This window comes from Streptomyces sp. NPDC127197, from assembly GCF_042672405.1.
Lineage (GTDB): Bacteria > Actinomycetota > Actinomycetes > Streptomycetales > Streptomycetaceae > Streptomyces > Streptomyces flavusporus.
Genome location: NZ_JBHXVG010000013.1, coordinates 1 through 11,944, shown reverse-complemented (window position 1 = coordinate 11,944; position 11,944 = coordinate 1). Strand labels below are relative to the sequence as shown.

9 protein-coding genes are annotated in these 11,944 nt (G+C 70.5%); 4 read left to right on the top strand and 5 right to left on the bottom strand.

The window, feature by feature from the left end; genetic code table 11:
• Positions 1 to 105 precede the first annotated feature (105 nt).
• Positions 106 to 1,314 (top strand): ROK family protein, encoded by a 1,209-nt coding sequence (locus ACFVJQ_RS21255; protein ID WP_385785843.1) that lies wholly within the window; start codon positions 106 to 108, stop codon positions 1,312 to 1,314.
• Positions 1,315 to 1,728: 414 nt separating this feature from the next.
• Complete coding sequence (ppdK, locus tag ACFVJQ_RS21250) at positions 1,729 to 4,479, top strand: pyruvate, phosphate dikinase (protein ID WP_224738409.1); 2,751 nt, start codon at positions 1,729 to 1,731, stop codon at positions 4,477 to 4,479.
• Between the two features lie 127 nt (positions 4,480 to 4,606).
• Here the strand turns inward: ppdK and ACFVJQ_RS21245 are convergent, their stop codons facing one another.
• The 5 genes from ACFVJQ_RS21245 to ACFVJQ_RS21225 all read right to left on the bottom strand — a co-directional run bounded on the left by ACFVJQ_RS21245 (position 4,607) and on the right by ACFVJQ_RS21225 (position 9,076).
• Entirely contained in the window at positions 4,607 to 5,020 is a 414-nt protein-coding gene (locus ACFVJQ_RS21245; protein WP_385513732.1) for an LAETG motif-containing sortase-dependent surface protein, read from the bottom strand.
• A 161-nt stretch (positions 5,021 to 5,181) separates the two neighbouring features.
• Entirely contained in the window at positions 5,182 to 5,616 is a 435-nt protein-coding gene (locus ACFVJQ_RS21240) for a TIGR03668 family PPOX class F420-dependent oxidoreductase (RefSeq protein WP_385513731.1), read from the bottom strand.
• Positions 5,617 to 5,688: 72 nt separating this feature from the next.
• Positions 5,689 to 6,633, bottom strand: coding sequence for an SMP-30/gluconolactonase/LRE family protein (locus ACFVJQ_RS21235; protein WP_385513730.1), 945 nt, complete (start codon positions 6,631 to 6,633; stop codon positions 5,689 to 5,691).
• Between the two features lie 167 nt (positions 6,634 to 6,800).
• Positions 6,801 to 8,300: a sensor histidine kinase gene (locus ACFVJQ_RS21230; RefSeq protein ID WP_385785838.1), complete on the bottom strand. Its 1,500-nt coding sequence runs from the start codon at positions 8,298 to 8,300 to the stop codon at positions 6,801 to 6,803.
• On the bottom strand, positions 8,297 to 9,076 hold the full coding sequence (locus ACFVJQ_RS21225; RefSeq protein ID WP_224738484.1) for a response regulator transcription factor: 780 nt from the start codon (positions 9,074 to 9,076) through the stop codon (positions 8,297 to 8,299). The genes ACFVJQ_RS21230 and ACFVJQ_RS21225 overlap by 4 nt, the downstream gene beginning before the upstream one ends.
• Positions 9,077 to 9,300: 224 nt before the next feature.
• On the opposite strand from ACFVJQ_RS21225, the gene ACFVJQ_RS21220 reads away from it, so the two are divergent.
• Both ACFVJQ_RS21220 and ACFVJQ_RS21215 read left to right on the top strand, forming a co-directional pair.
• Entirely contained in the window at positions 9,301 to 9,918 is a 618-nt protein-coding gene (locus tag ACFVJQ_RS21220) for a carbonic anhydrase (protein WP_385785835.1), read from the top strand.
• Positions 9,915 to 11,801: a SulP family inorganic anion transporter gene (locus ACFVJQ_RS21215; protein WP_385785832.1), complete on the top strand. Its 1,887-nt coding sequence runs from the start codon at positions 9,915 to 9,917 to the stop codon at positions 11,799 to 11,801. Before ACFVJQ_RS21220 ends, ACFVJQ_RS21215 begins: the two co-directional genes overlap by 4 nt.
• Positions 11,802 to 11,944: the final 143 nt, after the last annotated feature.

The window sequence follows — 11,944 nt, the reverse complement described above, 5'->3', positions numbered from 1 at the left end:
GTCCAGGCGACCGGTTTGACCATCGCTACCGTAGGGTTACGTCTATTTAACACGCAAAACCCAATATGTAATGCAGGGTTGAGAAACACAAGGGGGTGCGCAGGTATGGCTGGACGGAGCGCGAGCCAGGCGAGCGCCGGGGAACTGCTCGAGCTGGTGCGCAGCGGCCGCGCCACCACCCGGGGTGCGCTCCAACAGGTCACCGGTCTCTCCCGCGCCACGGTCGGCCAGCGCCTGGACCGCCTCTTCCGCGCGGGCTGGCTGCGCGAGGGCGCCGGCGGCCCGGTCGACTCCCCCCTCGGCGGCCGGCCCTCCATCACCCTGGAGTTCGACGACGCCCACGCGGTCGTCCTCGCCGCCGACCTCGACACCCGGCACGCACGTGCCGCCGTCCTGACGCTGAGCGGCGAGATCCTCGCCGAGCACGGCGGCACCCTGGTCATCGAGGACGGCCCGGAGCAGGTCCTCGGTGAGCTGGGCCGCTGGTTCGCGGAGCTGCTGGTCAAGGCCGGGCGCGGTGCGCAGGAGGTCTGCGGTATCGGTCTCGCCGTGCCGGGCCCGGTCGACACCGAAACCGGCCGGGTGGTCCAGCCCCCGATCATGCCGGGCTGGGACGGCTACGACATACGCACCCGCCTGGCCCGGGCGTTCAGCGAGCACACGGGCGCCGGTGAGATACCGGTCCTGGTGGACAACGACGCCAACCTCATGGCGTACGGCGAACAGCGCACCGGCTACCCGGACTGCTCGGCGTTCGTGCTGGTCAAGGTGTCAACGGGTATCGGCGCGGGAGTCGTGGTGGACGGCTCGCTGTACCGGGGCATCGACGGCGGCGCCGGCGACATCGGCCACATCAGGGTGCCGGAGGGCGCGGATGCGCTCTGCCGCTGCGGCTCCTACGGCTGTCTGGCCGCCGTCGCCAGCGGGGGCGCCGTGGCCCGGCGGCTGGCCGAGACCGGGGTGCCGGCCACCTCCGGCGCAGATGTGCGGGACCTGCTCGCGGCCGGGCATCCGGAGGCGACGGGGCTGGCCCGGGAGGCCGGGCGCCGGGTCGGGGACGTACTGGCGACGGTCGTGACCCTGCTGAACCCCGGGGTGCTGATGATCGCGGGCGACCTGGCCGGAACTTCCTTCGTCACCGGCGTACGGGAGCTGCTGTACCAGCGGGCGCTGCCCCGCTCCACGGCCCGGCTGGACGTCGTGACCTCGCGGCTGGGGGAGCGGGCGGGGCTGGTGGGGGCGGGGGCACTGGTCGTGGAGCACCTGTACGCGCCGGAGCGGGTGGAGGAGAGGCTGCGGGCGCTCGGGGTGTGACGGTGTGACGCTCCGGTTGCGGTCTCTCGCGGTCGTCCGCATGGTGAAATCCCGCCCCCTGTGGCAGCGTGATTCTCGCCACCCTTGATAAGGGTCGCGCTCAGATGAGCGGATCATGCGCGACTGCACTTCTCCAAGGGGTGGCACTGAGTGCCACCCCTTGATCGTTCATCGATCGAAATCAGACGTGCTGTAGACCGCTCATATGAGCGAGAATCCTGGCCTCTGGGTAGGTGTGCGTTCAAGAAGTGAAAACATCCGCCCGCCACCGCTTACCAAGCTTTGACTTTCGATCCGGTGGCGGACGCCTGGTTACAGGCGCATGACGGGCAAGTGGACGTACCCAGGCGCCTTCGATCTGGGTATGTTCCTCGCCGTCAGGGCAGCCACCGCGTCCTCAAGGAGTTGGGACCCGTGTCGGAAAACAAAGATCCCCACGTAGCAGCTCAGGCTGGTTCGAGCGTTGAGGGCGTGAAGTTCGTTTACGACTTCACCGAGGGCAACAAGGACCTCAAGGACCTCCTCGGCGGCAAGGGCGCGAACCTCGCCGAGATGACCAACCTGGGCCTCCCCGTCCCGCCCGGCTTCACCATCACCACCGAGGCCTGCAAGGTCTACCTCGACAGCGGCGAGGAGCCGGCGGCACTGCGTGACGAGGTGAGTGCGCACCTCGACGCGCTGGAGCAGCGCATGGGCAAGAAGCTGGGCCAGGCGGACAACCCTCTGCTCGTCTCCGTCCGCTCCGGCGCCAAGTTCTCCATGCCTGGCATGATGGACACGGTCCTCAACATCGGCCTGTCCGACAAGTCGGTGCAGGGCCTCGCCAAGCAGGCCGGCGACGAACGCTTCGCCTGGGACTCCTACCGCCGCCTCATCCAGATGTTCGGCAAGACCGTCCTCGGCGTCGACGGTGACCTCTTCGAGGAGGCGCTGGAGAAGGCCAAGGAGGCCAAGAAGGTCACGGTCGACACCGAGCTGGAGGCCGCGGACCTGAAGAAGCTGGTCACCCGCTTCAAGAAGATCGTCAAGACCGAGGCCGGCCGGGACTTCCCGCAGGACCCGCGCGAGCAGATGGACCTCGCCATCAAGGCGGTCTTCGACTCCTGGAACGGCGACCGCGCCAAGCTCTACCGCCGCCAGGAGCGCATCCCGCACGACCTGGGCACCGCGGTCAACGTCTGCTCCATGGTCTTCGGCAACCTGGGCCCGGACTCCGGCACGGGCGTCGCCTTCACCCGCGACCCCGCCTCCGGCCACCAGGGCGTCTACGGCGACTACCTCCAGAACGCCCAGGGCGAGGACGTGGTGGCCGGCATCCGCAACACGGTCCCGCTCGCGGAGCTGGAACAGATCGACAAGCAGTCGTACGACCAGCTGATGCAGATCATGGAGACGCTGGAGAACCACTACAAGGACCTCTGCGACATCGAGTTCACCATCGAGCGCGGCCGGCTGTGGATGCTCCAGACCCGCGTCGGCAAGCGCACCGCGGGTGCGGCGTTCCGTATCGCCACGCAGCTGGTCGACCAGGGGCTCATTGATGAAGCCGAGGCGCTCCAGCGAGTCAACGGCGCCCAGCTCGCCCAGCTGATGTTCCCGCGCTTCGACGAGCACGCCAAGGTCGAGCAGGTCGGCCGGGGCATCGCGGCGTCGCCGGGTGCGGCGGTCGGCAAGGCGGTCTTCGACTCGTACACCGCGGTGAAGTGGTCGCGTTCCGGCGAGAAGGTCATCCTGATCCGCCGTGAGACGAACCCGGACGACCTGGACGGCATGATCGCGGCCGAGGGCATCCTGACGTCCCGCGGCGGCAAGACCTCCCACGCGGCCGTGGTGGCCCGCGGCATGGGCAAGACCTGTGTCTGCGGCGCGGAGGAGCTGGAGGTCGACACCAAGCGGCGCCGGATGACGGTGCCGGGTGGGCATGTGGTGGAGGAGGGTGACCTCATCTCCATCGACGGCTCCAGCGGCAAGGTGTACCTCGGTGAGGTGCCGGTGGTTCCGTCTCCGGTCGTGGAGTACTTCGAGGGCCGGATGCACGCGGGTGCCCAGGACGCCGACGAACTGGTCGAGGCCGTGCACCGGATCATGGCGTTCGCCGACCGCAAGCGGCGCCTGCGGGTGCGCGCCAACGCGGACAACGCCGAGGACGCGCTGCGCGCCCGTCGCTTCGGCGCCCAGGGCATCGGTCTGTGCCGTACGGAGCACATGTTCCTCGGCGACCGCCGTGAGCTGGTCGAGCGCCTCATCCTGGCCGACACGGAGGCCGAGCGTGAGGAGTCCCTGAAGGAGCTGCTCCCGCTCCAGAAGCAGGACTTCGTGGAGCTGTTCTCGGCGATGGACGGCCTCCCGGTGACGATCCGTCTCCTCGACCCCCCGCTGCACGAGTTCCTCCCCGACATCACGGAACTGTCCGTCCGTGTCGCCCTGGCGGAGTCCCGTCAGGAGCCGCACGAGAACGAACTGCGCCTCCTCCAGGCGGTGCACCGCCTGCACGAGCAGAACCCGATGCTCGGCCTGCGCGGCGTACGTCTGGGCCTGGTCATCCCGGGCCTGTTCACGATGCAGGTACGGGCGATCGCGGAGGCCGCTGCCGAACGCAAGTCCGCCAAGGGCGACCCGCGCGCCGAGATCATGATCCCGCTCGTCGGCACGGTCCAGGAACTGGAGATCGTCCGCGAGGAGGCCGACCGGGTCATCGCGGAGGTCCAGGCCGCGAGCGGTACCGAACTGAAGCTGGCGATCGGCACGATGATCGAACTGCCGCGCGCAGCGCTGACCGCCGCTCAGATCGCCGAGGCGGCCGAGTTCTTCAGTTTCGGCACGAACGACCTGACGCAGACGGTCTGGGGCTTCAGCCGCGACGACGTGGAGGCGAGCTTCTTCACCGCATACCTGGAGAAGGGCATCTTCGGCGTCAGCCCCTTCGAGACCATCGACAAGGACGGCGTGGGTTCGCTGGTCGCCGCCGCCGCGAAGGCCGGCCGCGAAACCCGCCCCGACCTCAAGCTCGGCGTCTGTGGCGAACACGGCGGCGACCCCGAGTCGGTCCACTTCTTCCACGAGGTGGGACTGGACTACGTCTCCTGCTCACCGTTCCGGATTCCGGTGGCGCGCCTGGAGGCGGGCCGGGCGGCGTCCCAGTCGACGGGCAGCGACCACCGCTGACCCACCGACCCCGGAGCCGCCGCTGATCCCCGACCCTCACCGATCCGGCGGCGGCTCCGGCACGCAGGAAGAGGGGGCGGCACCCTGTGCGGAGGGTGCCGCCCCCTTTGCCGTGCCTCGGGGGTGGTCAGCGGGCGTCGCGGCGCCTGCGTGCCACGAAGAGCACGCCGCCCCCGGCGAGCAGAACGGCCGCGCCGCCGCCCGCGAGGTACGGGGTGGCGCTGCTGCCGCCGGTCTCGGCCAGGTCGGTGTCCTCCTGCGCCCCTGCGTCGGAGGAGGCGCCCTCACCGCTGTCGGTCGCCTCGTCATCGGCGGGCACGAAGTCCGCGGGCGGTTGGTCGCAGCCCACGCCGTCCCCGTCGCGGTCCAGATGGTCGCCGTAGTGCTCGTCACCCTCGGGGATGCCGGCGTACCCGTTCTCGTACGCCTCGGTGCAGTTCTTGAACGGGTGGCTGCCGTCATGGGCCTCGGCGGTGGCCGGCAGAGCGGCCAGCGCCAGCGCGGCGACGGCCACGGCGGCAGGCTTGCGGAACACGTTCACAGGGAGCCCCCAGCTTCATGCGGATATCCATGCGCACGATCACGGAGAGGTGATCGGCGTGGACAGCGAGGTGATGAAGGTATGGGAGGGCCTGGTCGATACTGCGGCGAAATGACGGACCCGTGATGCGAACGTGACGTGACCGGACGGTAGCCCTCCGCTCATGAAACGCCATTCTGTGAACGAGCCGCCCAGCCGCTCCACCGCTCCACCCGAACGGCGACCACAGGGCCCTGCGGAGGGGAGTCCTGGTACTGCCCGTACTTGCCGCACAGCAACTCCACCGCCGAAAGCCGTTCCCGCCCGTCCTCCAGTACCTCCCCGCGCCCGTCCGCACGGGCCCACCACAGGGTCGACCAGTCCTCGTCGTAGTGGTCGACCAGCACCGTCACCGAGGGGTTTTCCCGGATGTTGCGCAGGCGGCGCAGGTCCCAGGTGCTCTTGGGCTTGTCGTCCACCGCGAAGTACACGACGTCGTGCTCGACCACGAAGGTCACGGGGACTGCATGGGGCACGCCCCGGGTGTCGGCTGTCGCCAGCCGGGCGACCGGCGACGCGACGAAGCGTTGCCGGGCATCGAGGGGCGAGAGCTTCATGTGTCCACCGTAGGGCGGCACCTGTCCGGAGGTGCCGCCTCGGTGTGCGTGCGTGTCGTCAGAGAGGGACCGTCAGAGAGAGACCGCCACCCCGTTGAACGTCGTCTCCGGTGTCTGTGGGCTCGTGAAGCGGGCGTTGACCAGGTACAGGCGGTTGCCGTAGCGGGCGGCTGTGCTGGGGACGTCGAAGCGGGGGTCCGTGATCGTGGTGCGGAGGGTGGCCGTGCGGAGGTCGCGGGCCAGGTCCCAGACGCTGATCAGGTTCAGGCGGTTCTGGACCACGTACAGCGTGTGGCCGATGCGGACCAGGCCGTCGCCGTTCACCACCGAGTCCGCGCCGGAGAGGGTGATTTCGCGCGCCTCGCCGGTCTTCAGCGAGACGTGGTAGAGCGTGCCCGGGGTGCTTTTCACGACTATCAGGCCCCGGCCGTCCGGCGTGCCGACGATGCCGTTGGCGTTGTTGACGTCGGGCAGCTGGACCCAGTCGCCGGTCAGCGGCAGGACGCGGATCTCGCCGGAGTGGCCGCGCCGTACGCCGTAGAGGATCGGGTTGCGGGAGTCGGTGAACCATGCGCGGTCGCCCTGCAGGATCACGTCGTTGATGAATGTCGGTGTGGACGTGGTGAGTTGGTACGTCCTCAGCAGTTCGCCCGTGCGGGAGTCGACGATCCTCGCCGTACCGCCTCCTCCACCGGCCATGTAGAGCAGGCCGTCCCGGTCCAGCTTCAGGCCGATCGACGCTGTGCCCGTGGCGCCCGGGTGGAGGACCCTGCCCTCGCCGGTGCGCAGGTCGGTGCGGTAGACGGCGCCGTTGGCGCGGGAGCCCATGTAGGCGTACGGCTTGCTGCCGATGGTGATGCCCTCGGGGAGCCAGCCGTCGGGGAGCGGGAACTCCGTCGGCCAGTCGGTCTTCGTGCCCGCGTGGGCCGTGCCGGTGCCGGCGGCCACCGTGAGCGCGGCGACGGCGGTACCGCCGAGGAAGGCGCGCCGGGACGGCTGGGGGCGGTTCCGAGTCATGGTTCGGACCTCCGTGAAGGGTGGCGCAGGAAGGGTCGGTGGGACCCGATGTAACTCGATGACTTCGGCGAACTCGACCGACTCGGCAAACTCGACAGGAACTCGACAGCGTCACCATCGTCGCAGCCCTCATCGGTCACCGCAGAAACACCAGCTGAAACGACCTCCTAGGAGAGCGGAGTGGACAGGTCGTGGCCGGGTCGTGCCGCGTCGGCGTATACGGGGGCGGGGCGGCGTGGGCGTACGGGCGGGGGCTCTGCGGAGGGGAGGCGGACCACTGCGTCCAGGCCGCCGGTGGCCGCCGGGCGCAGGCTCACCTCGCCGCCGCTGGCGTGGGCGAGGCGCTGTACCAGGGACAGGCCCAGGCCGGTGCCGCCCTTCGGGGCGCCGGGCGCGCGCCAGAAGCGGTCGAAGGCGCGGGCGCGCTGTTCCGCCGTCATCCCGGGGCCCTCGTCGGTGACGTGCAGGTCGACCCAGCAGGGGCGACTGTCGCGCAGCGGGCGGCGGGAGGGGGTGTGCAGCCGCAGCTCCATGGTGACCGTGCTGTCGGCGGGGGAGGCCCGCAATGCGTTGGACAGGAGGTTGTCCAGGATCTGTTCCACGGCGCCGGGGACGGCGAGTACCGGGCCCACGCTGCCGGCGAACAGGACGAGGGAGACGCCCTCGCGTTCGAACAGCGGCAGCCAGGCGCGGTGCCGTTCTGCGCACACCTCGCCCACGTCGACCGGGCCGGGTGTGGCGGCGTCCTCCTCCAGGCGGGCCATCGCCAGCAGGCCCTCGACCATCCGGGCCAGCCGGTCGGTCTCGGTGATGGCGGCGGCGAGGCGGGGCCGGGCGCGCCGGGCGACGGCGGGCTCCAGGTTCTCCAGGCGCAGTCGCAGGGCGGCGAGGGGGGTCTTCAGCTGGTGGGAGGCCTCGCCGGCGAAGGCGCGCTGGGAGGCGAGGAGGTGTTCGAGACGGGCCGCGGTGCGGTTGAACGCGGCCGCCAGGCTGCGTACCTCCGGTGGGCCCGATGTGACCGGCACCGGGGCGGCCGGGCCGCCGTCGGCGAGCCGGTGCGCGGCCTCCTCCAGCCGCCGGAGGGGGCGGCCCGCCCAGCGTGCGAACGCGAACGCCACCGCCCCGACGCCGGTGAGGACGGCGAGGCCCACCAGGGCCAGCAGCAGCCACACCCGGTGCACTCGGGCGTTCACCGCGTCCGTCGGCAGGGTGACCCGTACCGCGCCCTGCGCCGAGCCGTCGGGCGCGCGGTGGCCGACCGGAGCCGCTACCGACAGGTAGTGCACGCCGCCGATCGTGGAGGCGTGGACGTCCGTGCTGGGCCTGCCCTGCAGTGCCGCCGTGACCTCGGGGCGGGTGGCGAGGTCGCGTTCCTCCGCGCCGGACAGCCGGGGTGCGGCGGCCAGCAGGCTGCCGTCCGCAGCGAGGACGACCACCTGTCCGCCGATGCGCTCGGCGCAGTGCTCGGCCCGTTCGGCGAGCTGGTCTCGGCGCCGGGCTGCGACCGACAACTCGGCGTACGCGGCGACCGAATCGGCCTCGCTCTTCGCGGAGTTGACGATCCGTTCGCGCTCGGCCCGCGTGTAGACGAACCCCAGTGGAATCTCCAGGCCGAGCAGGACGAGCGCGGCCAGGCTGAGGTGGCTCAGCAGCAGCCGGCGGGTCATGAGGCGGTGGGGCCGTGCGGGGGGTCCGGTGCGGGGCTGCGCACGGCGAGCCGGAAGCCGACGCCCCGCAGGGTCTGGATCCACGCCGGGTGGCCCAGCTTGCGGCGCAGGGTGGCGACGTGCACGTCCAGGGTCTTGGTGGGGCCCTCGTAGTGGTCGTCCCACACCCGGTTGAGGATCTCCTGTCGCGAGTAGACCGCTCCGGCGTCCTCGGACAGCAGCGCCAGCAGTTCGAACTCCTTCGGCGTCAGCGTCACGGGCACGTCCCCGACCCACACCTGCCGGGTCCGCCGGTCCACCACAAGAGGGCCGGCTGATGCGGGTGGGGTGTCGTCCGCCGGATCGGTGTACGGCGTCTCGTGGCCGGCCGACTCGCCCTCGTACGACGACTGCTGCGCGTACGGGTCGGCGGCGGGCGGCAGTCGGTGGCGGCGGTGCGCGGCGCGGATCCGGGCCACCAGCTCCCGTACGCTGAACGGCTTCGCCAGATAGTCGTCGGCGCCCAGCTCCAGACCCAGCACGCGGTCGGCCTCCTCGCCCCGCGCGCTGAGGATGATGACGGGGACGTCGGAGGACCGGCGGATGCCGCGGCAGACGTCGATGCCGTCCATGTCCGGCAGGCCGAGGTCGAGCAGCACGACATCGCCGTACGGTCCCGCCAGTCCCTCCGCTCCGGTGGCCACGTGGTGGACCGTCAGGCCGAAGTGCCGCAGTCCGTCGGCGAGCGGTTCGGCGATCGACTCGTCGTCCTCGATGAGCAGCACTCGTACGCCCATGGCGTCCTGTCTCTCCATAAAAAATCCGGACAACACGAATCCCTTGTTGTGGGAGTCGACACGCTACAAGGAAATACACACGAGGGTGTCCTGATCCCGGCCTTTGTGAAATGGCCCTCAGAAACCGCTTGTGCTTCTTTTCCTTGGGGTTCGCTTAACCTTCCTCTGGGGTACACCCCCCTACCTTCGTGACTCCTGGTCGGAACCAGTGTCATGGAGGCACAGTGAAGGCGTTGCTGGACCGCGCCCGCTCGTTCAGGCGACGGGTCGACTTCGAGGGCGACGAATACCGGAAACTGGCCGTCGGGCAATTTCCCGAGGCCTTGTTCATTAGCTGCTCGGACTCGCGGGTGATTCCCGCGTTGATCACCGGAGCGCGGCCCGGGGAGATATTCGAGCTGCGCAATGCGGGCAATATCGTGCCGCCGTACGACGAGCAGGGCGCGGCCTCCGGCGAGGCCGCCACCATCGAGTACGCGCTCGAAGTGCTGGGCGTTCAGGACGTCGTGGTGTGTGGCCATTCCCACTGCGGTGCTATGAGCGCGCTCACACACGGCACCGATCTGTCCGGGCTGCCGCGCGTCGATGCGTGGCTCGAGCATGCGCGGCCGGGGCTGGAACCCGTACTCGGCGGGGCGGGACGGCGGTCGGGGGATCCGGTGCTGCGTGAGGTCGTGCAGCTCAACGTCCGCAATCAGCTCGCCGTCCTGCGCGGCTATCCGGTCGCCCGGCGGATGATCGACACCGGCCGGCTGCGGCTGCACGGCTGGTACTACGAGATCGACACCGGCACGGTCCACGAGCTGGACGAGGACGGCCGGTTCCGGGTGCACGGGTCATGAGCGGGGCGCACCGGCGGGCGGCCGGGCCACGGAAGGGCGGCTCCGCGCCCCGGAAGGGCGGCTCAGGCTCCGGCGTCGACCTCGGCACCGAGATCACCGCCTCGCTCGTCGTGTTCCTGGTGGCGCTGCCGCTGTGCATCGGCGTCGCGGTCGCCTCCGGGGTGCCGGCCGAGCTGGGGATCATCTCCGGGGTCATCGGCGGGCTGGTGGTCGGGGCGATCCGGGGAAGCACCCTCCAGGTCAGCGGTCCGGCGGCCGGTCTCGCCGCCCTCGTCGCGGAGACCGTGCTCGAACACGGCGTCGTCATGCTCGGAGTGATCGTCCTGTTCACCGGCATCCTCCAGATCGTGCTGGGGCTGGTGAAGCTCGGCCGGATGTTCCAGGCGATCTCCCTCGCCGTTGTCCAGGGCATGCTCGCCGGCATCGGGCTGCCGCTGATGTTCAGTCAGCTGTATCCGATGTCCGACGCGAAGGCCCCGGGCACGCCGTTCGAGAACATCGCCGGCGTCCCCGGGCTGGTCGCCGACGTCGCCGCCGATCCGCAGGCGATGACCGCGGCCGGGCTCGGCGTCGTCACGATCGTGCTCAGTTTCGTCTGGAAGAAGGTGCCGGGCCCGGTCAGGAAGATCCCGGCCGCGCTCGTCGCCGTCGGTATCGGTATCGCGGTCGCCGCACTGCCGGGCGTGAACGTGAAGACGCTCCAGGTCGGCAACCTCGCGGACGCGGTCGACATGCCGGGGCCGGAGCAGTTCGCGGGGCTCGCCGACGCCGGGATCATCAGCGCGATCCTCACCTTCACGGTGATCGCGTCGGCGGAGAGCCTGTTCACCGCGGCGGCCGTGGACCGTATGCACACCGGACCGCGCACCAAGTACAACACCGAGCTCATCGCCCAGGGCGCCGGCAACACCGTCGCCGGCATCTTCGGCGCGCTGCCGGTCACGGCGGTCGTCGCCCGTAGCTCGGCGAACGTCCAGGCCGGGGCGAAGACCCGGATCTCCCGCACCCTGCACGGGCTGTGGCTGCTCGCCTTCGCGCTGCTGCTGCCGCAGGTCCTTGCGCTGATCCCGATCTCAGTGCTCGCGGGGGTGCTGGTGCACAGCGGCTGGAAGCTGTTCGCGCCGGAGGAGTTCCCCAAGATGTGGCGCCAGGACCGGGGCGAGTTCGCCGTCATGACGCTGACCACCCTCGTCATCACGGCCACCGCGCTGCTGGAGGGCGTCCTCGTCGGCCTTGCGGCCGGAGTGGTGCTGGCCGCGCTGCGGATGTCCCAGGCGGTCGTACGGCAGCACATCGAGGAGGACACCGCCAAGGTCGTCATGGCCGGCAACGCGACCTTCCTGCGGCTGCCGCGTCTGATCGAGGCCCTGGAACAGGCCGCCGCCTCGGGCAAGCCGCGCATCCGGCTCGACCTGCTCGGCGTGACCCACCTGGACCATGCCTGCCGCACGCAGATCGACGAGTTCGTGAGCCAGCAGCGGGGGGCGGGGCTTCGGGTGGAGCTGCTGATGCCGGAGCTGACGGACACAGGGGTGCGGGTGCCGGAGGCGAAGGACGCGGGGGAGAGGGTGACGGGCTCGGCGGGCGCGGGGGCCGAGGCGGTGGAGTATCCCGACGCGGCAGGCGTCCCCACGGGGCATCCCGGCGCGGCAAGTGTGCCGACGGGGTATCCGGACGCGGCAACCGGGCCGGTCGGGTATCCCGATACGGCAACCGGGCCGGTCGGGTATCCCGATACGGCAACCGGGCCGGTGGGCTGTCCCGACGCGGTAAGCCTGCCCGCCTATCCCGGCGCGGAGTCCTCACCCGCCCCGAGCCCCACGGCCGAGTGGTTCTACCTGGACACCCGCCCCCTCCCGGAAGCGAGCGACCGCGTGGGCTGAACCTGGGCTGAACGTGGGCCGAACCAACCGAGGGCTCCGCGGGGGGCGGGGGGCAAACCGCCCCCCCCCCCCCCCCCGGGAGGTATAAAAAAAAAACAAACCCCCCCACCCCACAAAATAAACGATTGGGGGGGGGTGGTGTT